Raw genomic sequence first — 17,202 nt, forward strand, 5'->3', positions numbered from 1 at the left:
TACGTTTCCTACCGCCTCCGTTAGTTCTCCTTAAGGCCCGAGAACGCGGCGAAGCTTGGCCGAGGGCGTTGCTGTTATCACTGCTTTATCGACCGACCCGAAACTCAGGACCATGCGATGAGCTCGCCGCGGCTGGTGAACCCGAGGAAGAAGGTGATGGCGACCCGGCGGCCGTTCAAACCGGGGTCGACCGCGTGGAAATAGCGAGGATCGAACAGAAGGGCGTCACCGAGCCCTGCGGATAATGAGATCGTCTGTTCTCCGTCCACCACTACCGGGTGATAGCCGTATCCGTTTCGCGAAGTTACGTCGGCCGGATTCCATTTGTGCCGCCAGATCCGAGTAGTTCCTCCTTGAGTGGGTACTGAGGTCCAGGCATTGAACGCAAGCTGGACCGCTGGGGTACCGTCGTCGAAGAGCTCTGATCCGAATTCCCGACGAACATCGTCGAAGTGGATGAGCGCCCCATTGTTGATCTCACGGACAGCGCCGAGAAACAGGTCACGACCGGAAACTCGTGCCGGACGGAGTGGAGTCCCCCAGGCCTCAGAGAGGTGGTCGATTGAATAGGCGAGCGGGTCTGTATCGCCCATCCAGGTGCTCCAGCAACGACGTGCATGCAGCACATCTTCCCAGTACTCCGAGCGCAACCCCTGCCCGTCCAGGTAATCGTTTACTACGGGGCCGAAACGGGCGATCGGTGGGTTTACCCTTGCACTCTCATAACGCTCCATTGGAAATCCCGGGTCCCCGATTATCTCCATCGTACTGCGGCAAATACTCTCGGGCAAAAACCTCTCGATGAGCAAGGCGGCTACACGGCCACAGATGATCTGTGCGATGTCCTCCCGCGATACTGCATTGGCCGGAATAGTGCGAGTCTTGAAAAGAGGATCTGCAACGTTTGGTGGAGTCGATATCGAACTATCCGTTGCCGCCACTATAACCCCTAGAGCCGCTAGAACCCCCGCATTGGAATCCGATAGGTGCGACCCCCGCAATGGCGATGATGCCGCCAGAATATTTCTGCGTTGAAGAGTTGCCGGGTTTCCAAAGTGAACAGGCAACTGCAAAACGCCTTCTGATCAGGGTCAATCGCCCTCCGGCCTGTGGTATTCCTCGCCGTAGCGCATCGATCGCCACGGTCCCGCTACCGCGCTATCAGGGTCTGTTGGCGCGGACGGAAGCGCCTCGAGGCGGGCACGCAACAATTCCGCACGGCTCGTGTCATGGAGGTCCACATATCGGGCCATGGCCGCATTCCAATGCCAGCGGACACGGTCCCAGTCAAAGGTGTCAGCCGCGACCGCCCCGAGGTCTTCGTGCGCACGCGCCTCTTCAAAGGAACTGCCACATGAGCGGGCAAGTTCCGCAGCTCGCAGCAGCGTCTCCTCGGCATCTGCCAGTTGTCCGACTCGATGATAGAGCTCTCCAAGGCAGTTAAGCGCCATTGCAGCATCGAGCCGGAGGCCGAGTGTGTTGAAAACTTCCAGAGCTGCGGACAAGTGCGCGACGGCTTCGGTATTGCGACCGAGCTCGATCTCGATCAGCGCGATGTCGCGCGCGAGTATTGCTTGGTTCCGATACAGGCCGTGGCGTTCGACAAAGGCCAGCGCCTTAAGACTGTCTTCCAAAGCTCGGTGCGGGTCTCCCTGACGGAAGTACACCCATGCGCGGTGCGCGATTGTCGTGTGCTCACCATGCACGTTACCGAGTCGCTGGAAAATGCGCAGGGCTTGATCGTACTGCGCCGCGGCGGCCATGTGGTCGCCATGCTCTAGAAACGCCAACCCCAGGTTATTACGTGTCTTCGCCTCAGCGTCCAGCTCACCGGCGCGCCGTGCCGCTCGTAAAGCCAGTTCATGTGTCTCGAACCAGACGTCCCAAGCTCTGGCCAGGAACAGAAACCCCCGGAGAGCATAGGCGAGACGCCAGCAGTGGCTGTCCAGGCCAGCAGCGTACGCCGCTCGTCCGACTGTAACGAGATTGTCCTGTTCAGCGGCGATCCAGCCGATCGCCTCGGCATAGTCATCAATCTCGCGCCTAGGCCCCTGATCGCTCACTGACGGCATGCGGTGGCGGTTTGGGGTGACGTGCCGGTCGGCTAACTCCAGCGTCCGCAGGTAGTAATCGATCCCACGACGCAGTGCGGAGATCCGCTCTGCCTCCGATAGCAGAGCGGAAGCGCGCTCATCCGCGAACAGCCGTAAAAGATCGTGAAAGCTCAACCGGCCAGCGCTACTTCCGGTCAGCAGGCTCGCGTCGAGCAGCCGGCGCAATCGTGTAGAGGCGGTTCTCGCTTCGATTCCGGCGAGTGCCGCGGCCGCTTCTAGCCCAAAGTCCGGCCCTGGATGCAAGCCAAGCAGTAGATAGGTACGCACAAGCTCTGGTGGCAGAGTACGCAATGAGGCGTCGAAAACCGAGGTGAGGCTTCGTTCGCCATCCTCCAGCTCACGTAACCGGTGGACGCTATCGCCGGACGAGCGGAGCAGGTCACCGTCCAGTTCCTCGCGGTGCCGTGCCGATGCGATTCTGAGCGCTAGAGGAAGCCCTCCGCACCACTCTACGATTTCCTCGACTGCAGAGTCCGTCGTGCCGAGCGCGCGCAACAGCTCTCGAACGTCAGCGCGCGGGAGCGAGCCCAGCCGAACGTGGTGTGCGTCCTCCAGCGCCTTCAGCTCATTTCGGCTAGTGATGAGTACGCCACAGGTACCGACTCCCGGCAGGAGCGGGAGAATCTGCGCTACGTCGAACGCGTTGTCCAAAACTAGGAGCACGCTCCGGCCGGTCAGGCTGTCGCTGAACAGTGCGGAGCGATCTTCAATGTGGCGGGGGATGCGGTCGCCACTGATGCCAAGTCGGCGGAGGAGTCGGTCGAGTGCGTCAGCCGAGGTGACCGCTGCATTCCCGGCATAGCCGTGCAGATCGAGGAATAGACAGCCATCGGGGAACAACGGGCGCAGTCGGTGGGCAGCTCGTACGGCCAACGCGGTCTTGCCGACGCCCCCCATGCCTACGACCGCGCATGTCGCCACGATTCCTGGGCCGTCCTTTCCCGCTTGTGACAGGGCGTCCAGAATCTCGGCGAGTTCGGCTTGGCGACCATAGAAGTTGACCGTGTCACGGGGCAGTGCTGAGGGCTGAGGCGACGCTCCTGGGACGGCCGTGGATGACTTCCGGCCGGCCGAAATCACCTCTGCAAGTTCACTAAGTACGCCGCTGGCCTCCAGCACCTCATCACAACGTCGCGCCAATAGCCGGTTGGGCCTCGCACGCCCATTCTCGATCTTACTGAGATGACCCTTGCTGTAGTTCGTACGCCGGGCCAACTGTGCGAGAGACAAGCATGCGGCCTCACGAAGCCTCCGAAGCTCTGTGCCGAACTCCTTAACGTCTTCCATCAGGGCCTCACTGCGCCTGGACTGACTGCCGCCGTCTCGATGGTAATTGGGGCGCGGGCATCCAGTTGGACGAGAGTCGTGGGCGAGGGGACTCCGTGCCGCCATCGTCGGATGTCACCTGAACACAACCGCGGCATTCGAAGGCGGGCAGAGGCCCACCTGCCAGGTAGGAGGGCGGTCCTGCAAAGAGTGAACGCGTCGTCGTTAACGGTGATGAATCGGGCCAGCCACCGTACGAGTTCTGCGAATTCCCCATCGGGTGGGCGCGGGCGACCATCGCGAGGGTGATGTGGCGGTACCGGGCGGTTTGCTTGCGGACCTGGTGGTGGTCGAGGCCGACCTCGTTCTTGGTCGTCTGGAACACCTCCTCGATGCTCCATCGGGATCCCGCGACGCGGACCAATTCGGGCAGGCCGACCGAGGGTGTGGCATGGCAGCGGTAGAAGGCCAGTTCAGTGAGGTCGCTGATGGATCCGCGGGCAGCATCCGCTCCTGTTCGCCGAGCCGGATCCACGCCCAGTCGTCCAGCGTCTGTCGTGGCGCCCGCACGGCGGAGTACCGCTGCCAGGCATCGTCGTCCAGGGCGGCGAAGGCATGGTCGGCCCGCGTCTTGACGCCGCCCAAGCTGAGGATGGTGATCGCCGGGGATCGCGAACACGTAGTTCGCGCCCCGGTCCTGGCAGCGCTACCGCAGTTCGATGTTGTCGCCGTAGGCCTCATCGCCGGTGACCCATCCGAATACCAGCAGCGGATCATCACATGCGCGTTCGATCATCCACCATGCCGGCTCGGGTTTGATCGAAAAGACCATCCCGGCCGCCACGCCGGCGTCGGCCAGACGGGCAGAGTTGGCGAACCACGATTCGGGGAGATACAGCTCCCGGTCGATCAGCACCCGCTGCCGGTCGGGGTTCACATAGGAACAGAACACCCGGATCTGACAGTTCGTGATCTTGCCTGCGGTGCCGGTGTACTGGCGTTGCACTCCGGCCGAACGCCGGCCCTTCTTCTCAAACCCGGTGTCATCGACCGCCAGCGCCCTGGCAGGCGAACCGATCCGCTCGCCGACCTGAGCCCGTAGCGCGTCACGGACCGTAGCGTCCCAGCGGTGGTTGAGCAGCCGTTGCATCCCACCCGGCCGCGCTTCACCGGCGAGCTCCGCTAGTGACCAGCCGTTCTTGCGCTCCAGCGAGCTCAATAAACCGGACAGATAGCCTTGCGCCCGCACCCACGGCTCACGCCGCCCGAAATACGAGGCCACACCTGCGCGAATAGCTCCTCCAGCCCGTCCACCCAAACCGACGGGTCGATCTCCGTTACATTGGACGGCACGGCCACCGATAGTTCCAAAACATCCATGTGATACAGCGGTGGCCGGTTGGTACTAGGTGTCCTCCACTGTGCAACAAGGTATGGCGACGTCTCAGCACACCATTGGCCGTCACATACGCGGAGTCGCCTATGGGCAGCGTGCTATCGGCGGCCCCCGTGTAGATGACCTCGTCGTCCAAAAACGAGATCCTTCGTACGTTGCTCCGCCCCGTGACCGTGATCAGGCCTCCCAGGTCCGTCGGCTGGCCTCTGCCCTGAGGATAGAAAACCGTCTGGTCGAGAATGGCCACGCAATCCCCAGTGTGATCTTTGTAGTCCTGGAGGACGGTGACGTCGGTCTCGGTGATCCCGAGAATCATCGAAGTAGAGCGCCGGGTGAGCATCGGGGACCTTCGTCACGATTCTGGTCTGTCATCAGCTGGAGGTGCCATGAGTACAAGTGTGAGCAGCAAGTCATAAGCAAGCAACCTTTTTTGGCGAATGAGGTTAACCTCTACTTATGCTTGACGTAGTGCGGTTGAACGTTTTCGTCCAGGTGGCCCGGACCGGATCCATCGCCGGCGCCGCGAAGGAACTGACCTACACCGCCTCAGCGGTCTCCCAGCAGCTGAGTAAGCTGGAGCGAGAGGTAGGGGCAGTACTCGCGACACGCACCTACATGGGCATACAGCTCACCGCGGAAGGACGTGTCCTGCTCGCTCACGCGAACACTGTGTTGGACAACCTGAAGGAGGCGGAACAGGCCGTCCGTGACCTTGCCAAAATCAGGAACACAGAGGTGCGGCTGGGCAGTTTCGCTTCCGGCGCCCTGACACTGCTGGTCCCGGCCATCGCGACCTTCAAGGCGGCCTATCCGGCGGTCCGACTCTCTCTCGTCGAGATCGAGCCGCCGGGCGGGTATGACGACGTGCGCACCGGCGAAATCGACCTGCTCCTGTCGCACGTCTACCCAGGGGTGACGCCACCCGATACCGAAGGAGTTGTCGTTGAAGAGGTATTCGCCGATCCTCTAGTCGCTGTCCTGCCCGAAAGCTGGACGGACGGAAACGACGACGAGCCCTTGCCCGCCGAACGCCTCGCAGGGCTGCCGTTGATCTCCGGAAGCCTCGGCCACGCCAATCGGACCGCACTCGAACGAACGCTTTCAATATCGGAGAGGCCTCCACAGGTGGAGTTCGAAATCCGCGACTACGCGGTAGCCATGGCGCTCGTTGTGGCGGGCGCGGGTGCCACCGTAATGCCGTGGTCGCTCGTAGCCTCGTCCGTGCCATCAGGAGTGCGGGTACGGCTGCTGGAAAACGCTGGAGCCCGCAGAATCCTTACAGTCCGGCGGACTACTGCCGCCGAGACGACGGTGATGCCATTTCTTGAGGAGCTCGGCCGGGCCGCCAACAACCTCCGTGCTCGAGGAATCGGATTAGGGGAACAACGCCGGTGAAAAGGCAATACGGGCGCCGTAGTAGCTCAATAGCAAGCATGCCAGGTCAGCAGAATCGAATTCAGAATGCCTCGCGACGGTGCAGGCCTATGGCATGGGTGTATACCCGGATTGGGGCAGGATCGTCGGGCTGTGGCATCTCACCTTCTGTATCTGATAGCGGTCCGGACGTTCGCCGAGCGCCGCGCCCGCCTGTCTTGCTGGTCAGCAGACAGCCGTGGATGCCGCCACAACCTCCCATCCACGCTGAGCGGAGTGAGCGTCGCGCTCCACTGCGCTTCGCCGTGCCGGGGCGCAAGCTCACGCATATGACCCAAGCTCACGACAGCCGTGATCACGATAGGCAGTACGACACTGATCATCGGTCGCGAAGCGGATACAGCGGTCATGTGAACGCGCGAGGTCTCGTTGTTCTGCCATCGTCGATCACCTGCCTCCTAGCAGGAACGACTTACTGAGGACGAAGGTATGTGCGTTTGGTTCGTGTCCCCCCTCGGACACTCTTACCGGCCCAGGGGGGCGACCCCCTGGAACCCCCGATGTGAGGGGCCTCCGCCCCCCACGCCCCCTCATGGGTTGGGGTCACCGTCCACGGCCGCACGCCTGCACAGCACGCAGATAGATGCCGCCACCACACTGCAGGCTCTGATCGGACACCGGCGAGGAATCCGGTGGTTCTTGCACTCAGACCATTAATCGGCAGCTGCGGCGTCGACGTCGTCAACCAGGACGAAGGCCACGGCTTCACCGAACGCGTCAACGAGATCGCCGCCTACAAGGAGGTCGGCGACTTAATCACTGCCCATCTCAAGCCGACCACGCCCGGAAGCCTTCTCGATGGCTACGCCAGGTCGAAACGTCCTCGCTTGACCTCATCGAGGAAGCTCGCCCACGCGGCAGGTGTGAACGCCGGCGTCGGGCCGTCCGGGTCCTTGGAATCGCGTACGAGGCGTGCGGCGCTCAGCGTCGCCGCCTCGACACAGCCTTCGCCGCCGTCGCCGTAGGTGCTCTTGCGAAAGCCGGCCCGAGGAGTGTCACGGCCGGGCATACGGTCCCTTCCCACGGTCAACGCTCCATCCGTCGCCCGATCAGCTTCGCGGACTCACCAGTGTTCAGCGCGGTGGTCTGCATCTACTCGAACGCGAGGGTGTGCGTGTGGACCTGGCTTTCGTCCTCAATGTACAAAGCGCCGGTCATGCTCTCCACGTAGACCACGTCAGGAAAGTACTGCTCTGCGTCGGGGAAGTTCGGGATCGAAACGGCCCGGTCACGCCCGGGATGAGCACCGGCAGCAGCCGGCATCACCTGGAGCGTGACGTTGGGCAGCTCGGCCAGTTCGAGCAGCCGCTCGTACTGAGCCCGCATGACCCTTCTTCCCACCGATCTCGCGGTTGAGGACCGCCTCGTCGATGATCGACCAGAAGCGTAGAGGCTCGTCCCACTCGGTCAGTACAACTTCTTCCCCACCTCGGGAGAGTTCACCGCCTTCGACCATCCCGTCACCGAGGACACCCTCGAGGACGAGCAGTTCTCCGAGGCGTTCCGTTCTCGCGTTGGGTTCGTCTTGCAGAACTCCGACGCCCAGGTGTTCTCCCCCACCGTCCGCGAAGAGGTCGCCTTCGGCCCGCTCCAGCTCGGTCACACGCCCGGGCAGGCTTCGCGGCGCGTCGAGGAGACCTTCGCGATGAGGCTCTGGGCTCGTCCGAAGTCGTTGGTGTCGATCGGCCCGTTCCCGCTACTCGCCAGCGGTCGCCAGCGCGGCGATGCGGCGACACGGCCGGTGATGTCGGGCACCACGCTACAGAGGCGCTCCGCACCGGAGTCAGATCGACTTCAGGACCCTGACCCGATCGGCGATGGCACGCCGTGCCACGTCGGAGTTGAAAGCGATGGAGTCGAACTCGTGCGGTACGCCGGGGTGAAGGTGGAACTCCACCGGCACGCCGGCACGACTGAGCTTGGTCGCGTAGGCGGTGTCCTCGTCACGAAAGACGTCCAGTTGGCCGACCTCGATGTAGGCCGGGGGCAGGCCGGTCGCGTCCTCGAGCCGGGCTGGGGCCGCCGTGGCCGGAACATCGGGGCCGCCGGCCGCGTCGCCGAGCAGCGCCGGCCATGCGGTGGCGCTGTCGTCGTTGGACCACAGCGCGTAAGGCGCGATGTGCGGGTCGGGCGTCGTGGTGCGGTCGTCGAGCATCGGCATGATCAGGATTTGCCGGGTGATCTTCGGGCCGCCGCGCTCGCGTGCGAGGATCGACACTGCTGCGGCCATGCCGCCGCCGGCGCTGTCGCCCATCACCCCGATCCGGCCGGGGTCGACACCGCGTTCAGGGGCATGCTCGTGCAGCCAGCGCAGCGCGGCGTAGGCGTCCTCGATCGGCGTCGGGAAGGGGTGCTCGGGCGCACGCCGGTACTCGACCGACAGCATGGGCACGCCGCTGGCGGACACGTAGCGGGCGACGGGGCCGTCGAAGTGATCGATGTGGCCGAAGATGTACCCGCCGCCGTGGAAGAACAGTACGGCCGGGCCCGGTGCCGCGCCGTCCTTGACGTACCAGCGCATCTGGATCTGTGCGCCGTCTTCCGCGGTGGCGTACTGGTCACTCATCTTCACGTCGGCCGGGATCGGCTGGGCTGTTCCAGAGGCGGCGATGATCGGCTCCCAGAGGGCGCGGCGCGCCTCGACGTCGCCGACCGCCGGCGGTGTGGCGTCCGCCATCGCGCCGGCCATCGGGGCGATCGCCGCAGCGAACTCTGGATCGTAGGTGAAAGACATGGTTGCTCCTTGCTCTGATCGGACTCCGGGCTTCTCGTCGGACTCCGGGCTTCTCATCGGCCGACGCGGACATCCACGGAGGGGCCGGGGCTCATTTGGGTCTTTCGGCTTGTCCGGGGTCGCTGTCGCGGCGGCCTGAGGCGGGCAGCAGTAGTTCGCCGCGGTAACGCGGAGCCAGTTCTATGGCTTTCGCGATGCGGGCGGCTTTGGCCGCTTGGTCGAGTCGGGGGGGCGGTGAGGTGCGTCCGGGGACCTGGTCTCCGATGACGGTGAAGAACTCGTCCTGGCCCGGCGGCGCGGTGATGCACAGCAGCCGCGCGGGTGCGTCTGAGGAGTTGTGGAACCGGTGCGGGGCGTTGGCGGGAACGTTGATGGTGGTACCGGCATCGGCGGTCTGGATCGTGCCGCGGAAGGTGAGGTCCAGGTGGCCGTCCAAGACGATGAACGTTTCCTCGTAGTCGTGCCGGTGCAGGGGCGGCCCGCCGCCCGGCGGGACGTACATGTCGATCAGGGTGAACCGGCCGCCGGTATCGTCGCCGGAGAGCAGGATGGTGTAGGTGTCGCCCACCACGGACAGGTGGGGCAGGTCCGGGTCGTCGGGCCTGGCGACGATGAGCTCGCGGCGGAGGTCATCTGGGGGGATGGGCTCGCGGCGGAGGTCATCTGGGGGGATGGGCTCGGGCTGTGGGATCGGGGCGCTGGTGTTCATCGGGTGGTCTCCTGCGTGCTGTTCGTCTCGTCGTGCCGCATCACCGGCTGGTCGGGGTGAGCGCGATGACGGGGATGGTCCGCGCGGTGTTCTGCTCGTATGCGGCGAAGCCGGGGTAGAGCCGGGCCTGCGCGGCGTACCTGTCGTCGCGCTCGTGACCTCGCAGTTCTGTGGCGTGCACGCCGATGACTCGATCGCCGACCTCGATCTGCGCGCTGGGGTGGGTCATCAGGTTGCGGTACCAGGCGGGGTGTTCGTCGGCTCCGCCGTTCGTCGCGAAGATGAGGTATCGGCCGTCATCAGGCAGGTACATCGCCGGGTTGACGCGCGGCTTGCCGGTCCGGGCGCCTACGGTGTGCAGCAGTAGCAACGGTGCCCCGGCGAAATCGCCGCCGACCTGGCCGCGGTTGGCGCGGAACTCCGCGATGACGCGTGCGTTACGCGCTTGGACGCCATCGGCTTGGGTCATGTCATCTTCCTTGGGAGATCGCGGAGCATGGCATGCTCCAGGGCTGACCGAGCGAGTCATGCCGCGGGCGGGATGCGCCGCCCGGGTGCTCGGGGCGGCGCGTCTCGCCTATCGGTCTTGAGGCCGCCCCACTCGGTGGGTGCGCACGGCGAATCTTCTGCCGCGGGGCGGCAGGACCGGTTGTTTGATCGCGACCAGCGCTGGATGTGTCCAGCGGCGGGGTCACGGGGTCAGGATGGTCTTGCCGGCCAGCCGCCCGGCGTCGGCTTCGTGGTGGACGGCGGCCAGGTCGGCCAGCGGCCGGCGCTGGGCGACGTGGATCTTCAGGTCGCCGGCGTCGACGCGGGCGACCAGGCCGGCGAGTGCGGCGGCGTCGCTGCGCACGAACACCTGCACGGTCCGCACGCTGTCTCTAGCGGTTACCGGCCCGGGGATGGTGCTGAGGAAGGTCCCGCCGTCGGCGGCCAGGCCGGTGAGCTGCGTGGTCTCTTCTGGCGTGGTGCGGACCAGGCTGAGCACCACGTCGAATCGCTGCCCGGCCACCGCCTGCAGCAGCGGGGCGGCGGTGTGGTCGATGATCCGGTCCGCGCCGTAGGAGCGCAGGCGGTCGGCGCTGCGCGGGCCGCCGGTCGCGGTCACGGTGGCGCCGGTCTGCCTGGCCAGTTGGACGGCGTACCCGCCGACCGCGCCGCTCGCGCCGTTGACCAGGATGCTTTGCCCGGCCGTCAGACCGGCCTCATCGAACAGCGCCTGCCAGGCCGTCAGGCCGGTCGAGGGCAGCGCCGCGGCATCGGCCAGCTCGCCGGTGCGGGGCGCGGCGGCCAACGTCTCGGCGGGCGCGGCGGCGTACTCGGCGGCCGCGCCATCGACGCCGATGGGCAAGAACGCCACAACCGCCTCCCCGGCGCTCCAGCCGCTCACTCCCTCGCCGACCTCGGTGATGACCCCGCTCAGGTCGTAGCCTGGGATGTGCGGGAAAGCCACCGGAAACACCTGCTGCAGGTAGCCGCCCCGGATGCCGGCGTCCGCTGGGTTGAACGCGGCGCCGGCCATCTTCACCACCACCTGCCCCGGGCCCGCCATCGGGCGGTCGGCATCCTCGTAGACCAGGACGTCGCTGTCGCCGTAGGTGTGGTAACGCACTGCCTTCACGATCTCTCCTTAGTCACCGGGGCGTCGGCGTTGAAGCGCGTGATCCATCGGCCGGCCACATCGCGGCGGCCGGGGCTCAGCCTTGGGCCGGCCGGGGTGAGCCGGCAATCGCACCGTTAGGGTGATTCGGCCGGCCGCCTGAGACTGTGAGCGGTATGCGCCTCCCTGGCCCGCGAGGATCCAGACGGGGCGGTGCACCATCCCGGATCCAGGCTGAGCCGTACGGCGGCCTGGGTTATAGGGACATTGTGGAACGATTAGGACTGTGGGAGATGCCTACGGGCCAGCCAAGATGGTCGCGAGCGAGGCCGGCCGACGTCGTACAGGCGGGGTGTTGTCCCGCCCCGTATTGTTCGAGCGGCTCTTGGCGACGCGGGTGACGGTGATCTCGGCGCCGGCGGGCAGTGGGAAGACGGTCCTGCTGCGGTCGTGGATCGGCCTGGAGTATCTGGCGGGACGGGTCGGGTGGGTGCCGTCGGAGCGGGAGAAACGTGACCCGCAGCGATTCTGGCTGTCGGTGCTGAGGGCGTTGCGGCAGACGGGCTCAGGGGCGGGGTTGGTGCAGGCGTTGTCTGCGGCGCCGGACCTGAACGGCTGGGCGATCGTGGAACGACTGCTGACGGACCTGGCGCCGCTGCAAGGCCGGCTGTGGCTCGTGATCGACGACGTGCACGAGCTGGGCCCGGAGGTGTTGCGCCAACTGGAGCTGCTGGTGATGCGCGCCCCGGCGGAGCTGCGCTTCGTGCTCGCCACCCGGCATGGTGTCCAGCTGGGCCTGCATCGGCTGCGGCTGGAAGAAGAGCTGACCGAGGTCCGCGCGACCGATCTGAAGTTCACCCTGGCCGAGGCGGAAGAGCTGCTGGAGATGGCCGGAGTGCAGCTGCCCGGGCCGGCGCTGGCGAAGCTGCATGAACGGACCGAGGGATGGGCGGCCGGACTGCGGCTGGCCGCTTTGTCGCTGGCCGGGCACCCGGATCCGGAGCGGTTCGCCGCCGAGTTCTCCGGCAGCGAGCGGACAGTCGCCGAGTACCTGCTGGCCGAGGTGCTGGACCGGCAGAGCGAGCAGGTACGGCGGCTGCTGCTGCGGACCAGCGTGCTGGAGCGGGTCAACGGCGAACTGGCCGGCCTGCTGACCGGAGACGAGGGCGGGGAGCGGGTCCTGCAGGACCTGGAGCAGGCCAACGCGTTCGTGGTCGCGCTGGACACGGCGCGCAGCTGGTTCCGTTACCACCAGATGTTCGCAGAGCTGCTGCAGCTGGGGCTGCGGCGGACCGCCCCTGGTGAGATCGCTGGGCTGCATCTGGCCGCCGCGGGATGGTTCGCCGGGCACGGGTACCCGGTAGAGGCCATCCGGCACGCCCAGGCCGCCCAGGACTGGGGCCTGGCCGTCCGGCTGCTCGCCGATCACTGGCCCGCCCTCCATCTTGACGGGCAGACCGCTACGGTCCATGAGCTCATGGCCGGGTTCCCGGCCGGTATGGCGGCGGCAAACGCCGAGCTTGCCGCTGTGGCTGCGGCTGATGAGCTGGCCCGCGGATCACTGGCGGCCGCGGAACGGTACCTGGGCCTGGCCGGGCAGGCATCGGCGCCGGCGCCGGAGGAACGGCGCGGGCAGCTGCGGCTGCTGCTCGGGGTCGTCCGCCTGCTGCTGGCCCGCCAACGCGGAGACCTGCCCGCGGTCGCCGAGGAGGCGGAGCGGCTGCAGGCCCTGGCCGACACCCCGGACGCGGCGCCGCCTGCCCTGGGGAAGGAACTGCGCGCGCTGGCGCTGATCAGCCTCGGCAGCGCCGAGTACTGGGCGGCCCGGTTCGAAGATGCGGAGCCGCACCTGGCGCGGGGTGCCGCGCTGGCGCAACAGATCGGCCGGCCGTTCCTCGAGGTCACCGGCCTGGCATACCAGGCGGCGACCGAGTTCAACCGGTCACTGACGCGGTCAGCGGAGCACAGCTGGCAGGCTGTGAAGCTGGCCGAACGGCACGGCTGGACAGATGAGCCGGCCGCCGGTCCCGCCTACATGATGCTGGGAGCCGTGCTGGCCTGGCAGGGGCGCCCCGGGGAGGCAGAGCCCTGGGTCCAGCGGGCCGAGCGCACCGTCAGAGCCGAAGCCGATCCTGCGGCGGCGCTCGGAGTCCTGCACCTCCGCGGGGTGCTGGAGCTGGCGCGCGGCCGTGATCTTCACGCGGTGGCGGCGTTTCAGGCCACCGAGCGGCTGGCCCGCCACCTCGCCGTGCCGCACCTGCTCGTCACGCAGGCGCGGGCATTGCTGCTGCACACCCTGGTGCGTCTCGGTGAGATCACGCGCGCCGAGCACGGTCTTGCCGAACTCGGCGAACAGGACCGCGACCGCGGGGAGATACGCATCGCCCTGGCGGCACTGCAGCTCGCCAAAAACAACCCGCACGCGGCCGTCGCCGCGCTCGCGCCGGTCCTGGACGGCTCCGCTTCCCTCTTCCGCCGGAGCTGGCTGGCGGGGGCTTTCCTGCTAGAAGCGATCGCGCGGGACGCACTCGGCGACCGCGGTGCTGCGGAGCGCGCCCTGGAACGCGCACTCGATCTGGCCGAACCCGACAGCACGCTCTTGTGGTTCCTGCTGCAGCCGGCGCCGGGCCTGCTCGCGCACCAAGCCGGGCACCGCACCAGCCATGCCTCGCTGATCACCGAGATCGACAGCGTGCTGGCCGCAAGGAACTCCGCATCACCGCCCGCCGGGCCCCCGGCATCGCCAGAACCGCTCAGCAGCACCGAGATCCGCGTAATGCGTTACCTGCCCACGAACCTGACGGGACCGGAAATCGCGCGCGAGTTGTCCGTCTCGCGGAACACCGTCAAAACTCACATGCGCAAGATCTACGCCAAGCTCGGCACGCACACCCGGGCCGAAGCCGTCACGCGGGCCCGCGCTCTGGGCCTGCTCGCGCCCTCCGCCGCGAGCGGGATGAATCCGCTCTGATCACTCCGACCGGGTGATCGGCCGCTCACCCCGGCCGCAGGCAAGCTCGCACGAGGAACCCGACACCGGTGGGCGAGCACGACGGCCACGCCATCGCTAGACCGGGCTCGAACGGCCGACCCGGCCGGGCCCTGGAAGGACCGAGCGCTCAACGCCGAGGATCACGAGCTTCTTCCCCGCCGGCGTCGCCGGCCCCTTCACCCGCCTCGGCGGCGAACCCGACCTCCCGTCCACCATTTCGCAGGGTGGCATGGCTGACCTGCGAGATCATGGCCGGGCGGCGGGACGGCCCTGGCCGCCTGGACGGTGCCGGTCGACGCCAATGAGCCAAGGTGTCTCGTACGCTGTGCCGGTGAGTTACTCGACGGATCCGCGTGCGGCGCGCAGCCGTGAGGCGATGGTCGTCGCCGCCCGGGAGCTGCTGGTGGCCGAGGGCCCTGGCGCGGTCACGCATCAGCGAGTGGCTCAGCAGGCGGGTGTCGGGCGGGCCACCGTCTACCGGCACTGGCCGCAGCCCGAACAGTTGCTGCTCGAGGTCATGAGCGATGCCGACCTCCCGCTTTTCAAGAATCCCGAGGCGCCGGTCCGCCGGTGGCTGCATCGGGAGCTTCGGCAGATGGCCGACGAGCTTGCCGTACCGGCCATTGCCGCCATGTCGCTCGCGCTGATGCAATCCGCGATCTGGGACCCGGACATCGCACACCGGCGCGATGAGTCCCTCAAGACGATCACCGAACGGATCTCCGTCGCCGTCCGGTCGGCCGCCGAGACAGGGGAGGTCGAGACCGATGCCGCTCCGGCGGATCTGACGGCGATGCTGGTAGGGCCGATCGTCTACCGGACTACTTCGCAGATGGGGGTGGTCTCCGACGACCTCATCGACCGGCTCATCGACGGCGTGGGGACCTGGCACACCTAGTACACGGCAACGGCTCGCCCGGCGTACGCCGGGGTCTCGACCTCGGTGACCATCGCTGCGGCGACATCGGCGCGGGAGACCTTCGGTGGCATGAGCCGCCAGGACCGGTCAAGGACGTCCAGCGGAACGACCGTGGCCTTACCCGTCTCCGGCCCGTCGGTGAGCATTACCGGATGAAACACCGTGCCCTGTGAACCGGTGACCACCTCGTCCGCGATCGCCTTGTCGCCAAAGCCGCCGCCGAGCACGAGGCGCAGGATGACGTCGTACAACAGACCCGCGCGGCGGCCGGAAGCCCCGGCCCCGAACGTGCCCGTCCAGGCGACGCGGGGCGGTTTGGCAACGACGACAGCGTGGGCACCGGCCGACAGAGTGCCGGCCGGTGCTCCCCTCCTGACGCCCAGGGCACTGATGACGGCGTCGGCCTCGCGGCAGGCCGAGGTGATCGTGTCGGGAACACGCACGTCCGCCTGCCTGATCTCCAGGCTGCCGTGCGCCACGTCGGAAAACGCATCGGGCCGCCGGGCGAGTGCGACGACTTCATGACCGCGATGGAGCGCGGTGTTCAGCACCTGACGGCCAGTGGGTCCGGTAGACCCCAGAACGACGATACGCACGGCTCTCCTCGCAGGAACGTCATCGATGCGAGACATTGTGTCTCAGAAATGAATGTTCCCACGATGAGATTTGTGAGTCAACTTGCCTCATAAGTGCGGGCCGCCTTGGCGATCTTGCATTCAATGCCTGCCGGTCCAGCCATTCGCGCTCAACGAACGGGACGGCCACCACCTGCCCAACGGCCGACGATCGTGGCGGCGAGGCAGGCAGCGGCGCCGAGGGCGAGGGCGTACCGGGGCCCGGCGACGTCGGAAGTCGCGCCGATGATCGGTGAGCCGATCGGCGTGCTGCCTACGAGCGCCATGGACCACAGTGCGATGACCCGGCCACGGTAGGCGGGATCGGATTCGAGCTGAATGGTGGAGTTCCCCGTGGTGAGGAAGATGACGCTGGCCGCGCCGACCAGGACGCACGCCGCGACTGCGGTCGCCAGGGTGGGCGCCGCCGCGAGGAGGCCCATGGCGATCGCGTAGCAGAAGGAGGTCCTGGTGAGCCGCCGTACGCCCGTCCGGGATGACCGGGCGGCGGAAAGGCCCCCTGCGACGGCGCCGGCGCCCAGGGCGCCGAGCAGCCAACTGTAGGTGGTCTCGGTGCCATGGAACGTCACACGGGCCAGCAACGGCAGGCTCACCTCGAACTCGAAGGTGAAGGTGCCGACGAGCGCGATCATCAGTAGCGGACGAATGATCGCGGGGACGCCGGCGGCGTAGCGCAGGCCCGCGCGCAGCTGCCCACGGCCGCGTGACACGGGCGGGACCGGGCGCAGGCTGCCGGCATCGAGGCTGAGTAGCGACACGATGACGCAGACGAAGCTCGCGGCGTTCACCACGAAGCACCAGCCGAGTCCGACGGTGCTGACCAGGACCGCTGCGATGGTGGGGCCGATGACCCGGGCGACATTCACCGAGGTGCTGTTCAGTGTCACGGCGTTACGGACCAGGTCGCGGCCGACGACCTCCTGGACGAACGCCTGCCGCGCCGGGTTGTCCACCGCGCTCAGAGTGCCGAACGCCACCGCGAGGACCACCACCTGCCACAGCCGGATGTCCCGGGTCAGGACGCTCACGCCGAGAAGGGCCGAGACAAGGGCCAGGCCTGCCTGCGTGCCGAGCAGCAGGTGCCGTTTGGGATAACGGTCGACGAGCAGCCCCGCGTACGGCGACAGCAGCAGGACCGGCGCGTACCTGGCAGCGGTGGTCAGCCCGAGGACGACGCCCGAGTGCGTCAGGCGCAGCACGAGCAGCGCCTGAGCGACCGTCTCCACCCAGGTGCCGATCAGGCTGAGCGCCTGCCCGGAAACGTAACGGCGGAAGTTCGGCACCGCGAGGGCAGCGAACATCGCCCGGCGGCCCGCCGGCCGCGGCGCCGGCGGTTCGGCGACGCTGCCGGACATGACGGCCTCCCGCGTGAGACTTGACAGGGCTCGCGGTGAGCGACCCGC

Annotated in this window: 16 protein-coding genes; 3 read left to right on the forward strand and 13 right to left on the reverse strand. The window is 67.0% G+C overall.

All coding sequences use genetic code 11. From position 1 onward, the window contains the following. Positions 1 to 104 precede the first annotated feature (104 nt). The 3 genes from FB559_RS12685 to FB559_RS43810 form a co-directional block, all read right to left on the reverse strand. Positions 105 to 734 carry a proline hydroxylase gene (locus FB559_RS12685; protein WP_141955794.1) on the reverse strand — a complete coding sequence of 210 codons (630 nt, stop codon included), beginning with the start codon at positions 732 to 734 and terminating at the stop codon, positions 105 to 107. 357 nt (positions 735 to 1,091) lie between these two features. Next, positions 1,092 to 3,506, reverse strand: coding sequence for a helix-turn-helix domain-containing protein (locus FB559_RS12690; RefSeq protein ID WP_141955795.1), 2,415 nt, complete (start codon positions 3,504 to 3,506; stop codon positions 1,092 to 1,094). A gap of 580 nt (positions 3,507 to 4,086) precedes the next feature. Then, positions 4,087 to 4,662, reverse strand: coding sequence for an IS701 family transposase (locus FB559_RS43810; protein WP_185792168.1), 576 nt, complete (start codon positions 4,660 to 4,662; stop codon positions 4,087 to 4,089). Positions 4,663 to 5,232: 570 nt separating this feature from the next. On the opposite strand from FB559_RS43810, the gene FB559_RS12705 reads away from it, so the two are divergent. Continuing rightward, on the forward strand, positions 5,233 to 6,171 hold the full coding sequence (locus FB559_RS12705) for a LysR family transcriptional regulator (protein WP_141955797.1): 939 nt from the start codon (positions 5,233 to 5,235) through the stop codon (positions 6,169 to 6,171). A 140-nt stretch (positions 6,172 to 6,311) separates the two neighbouring features. Here FB559_RS12705 and FB559_RS12710 read toward each other — a convergent pair whose 3' ends face one another. The 8 genes from FB559_RS12710 to FB559_RS12745 form a co-directional block, all read right to left on the reverse strand. Next, positions 6,312 to 6,560, reverse strand: a complete 249-nt coding sequence (locus tag FB559_RS12710; protein ID WP_141955798.1) for a DUF2637 domain-containing protein — start codon at positions 6,558 to 6,560, stop codon at positions 6,312 to 6,314. Between the two features lie 452 nt (positions 6,561 to 7,012). Further along, entirely contained in the window at positions 7,013 to 7,234 is a 222-nt protein-coding gene (locus FB559_RS12715) for a DUF397 domain-containing protein (RefSeq protein WP_246121553.1), read from the reverse strand. Positions 7,235 to 7,302: 68 nt separating this feature from the next. Continuing rightward, complete coding sequence (locus FB559_RS12720; RefSeq protein ID WP_281286260.1) at positions 7,303 to 7,551, reverse strand: Scr1 family TA system antitoxin-like transcriptional regulator; 249 nt, start codon at positions 7,549 to 7,551, stop codon at positions 7,303 to 7,305. 258 nt (positions 7,552 to 7,809) lie between these two features. Continuing rightward, entirely contained in the window at positions 7,810 to 7,968 is a 159-nt protein-coding gene (locus FB559_RS43815) for a hypothetical protein (RefSeq protein ID WP_185792169.1), read from the reverse strand. A 25-nt stretch (positions 7,969 to 7,993) separates the two neighbouring features. Then, complete coding sequence (locus FB559_RS12730; protein ID WP_141955800.1) at positions 7,994 to 8,944, reverse strand: alpha/beta hydrolase; 951 nt, start codon at positions 8,942 to 8,944, stop codon at positions 7,994 to 7,996. Between the two features lie 91 nt (positions 8,945 to 9,035). Continuing rightward, positions 9,036 to 9,653 (reverse strand): cupin domain-containing protein, encoded by a 618-nt coding sequence (locus FB559_RS12735; RefSeq protein WP_141955801.1) that lies wholly within the window; start codon positions 9,651 to 9,653, stop codon positions 9,036 to 9,038. Positions 9,654 to 9,693: 40 nt separating this feature from the next. Further along, on the reverse strand, positions 9,694 to 10,122 hold the full coding sequence (locus FB559_RS12740; protein ID WP_141955802.1) for a nitroreductase/quinone reductase family protein: 429 nt from the start codon (positions 10,120 to 10,122) through the stop codon (positions 9,694 to 9,696). A 222-nt stretch (positions 10,123 to 10,344) separates the two neighbouring features. Further along, positions 10,345 to 11,274 (reverse strand): NADP-dependent oxidoreductase, encoded by a 930-nt coding sequence (locus tag FB559_RS12745; RefSeq protein ID WP_141955803.1) that lies wholly within the window; start codon positions 11,272 to 11,274, stop codon positions 10,345 to 10,347. Between the two features lie 334 nt (positions 11,275 to 11,608). Between FB559_RS12745 and FB559_RS12750 the strand changes: the two genes are divergently transcribed. Both FB559_RS12750 and FB559_RS12755 read left to right on the forward strand, forming a co-directional pair. Continuing rightward, positions 11,609 to 14,224: a winged helix-turn-helix domain-containing protein gene (locus FB559_RS12750; protein WP_141955804.1), complete on the forward strand. Its 2,616-nt coding sequence runs from the start codon at positions 11,609 to 11,611 to the stop codon at positions 14,222 to 14,224. Positions 14,225 to 14,576: 352 nt separating this feature from the next. Next, complete coding sequence (locus FB559_RS12755) at positions 14,577 to 15,143, forward strand: TetR/AcrR family transcriptional regulator (protein ID WP_221639998.1); 567 nt, start codon at positions 14,577 to 14,579, stop codon at positions 15,141 to 15,143. Here FB559_RS12755 and FB559_RS12760 read toward each other — a convergent pair. Further along, positions 15,140 to 15,760, reverse strand: coding sequence for an NAD(P)-dependent oxidoreductase (locus FB559_RS12760; protein WP_185792171.1), 621 nt, complete (start codon positions 15,758 to 15,760; stop codon positions 15,140 to 15,142). The genes FB559_RS12755 and FB559_RS12760 overlap by 4 nt on opposite strands. A 149-nt stretch (positions 15,761 to 15,909) precedes the next feature. Then, positions 15,910 to 17,154, reverse strand: a complete 1,245-nt coding sequence (locus tag FB559_RS12765; RefSeq protein WP_141955806.1) for an MFS transporter — start codon at positions 17,152 to 17,154, stop codon at positions 15,910 to 15,912. Between the last annotated feature and the right edge of the window lie 48 nt (positions 17,155 to 17,202).

Origin of the sequence: Actinoallomurus bryophytorum, assembly GCF_006716425.1 — a bacterium.
Taxonomy (GTDB): Bacteria; Actinomycetota; Actinomycetes; order Streptosporangiales; family Streptosporangiaceae; genus Actinoallomurus; species Actinoallomurus bryophytorum.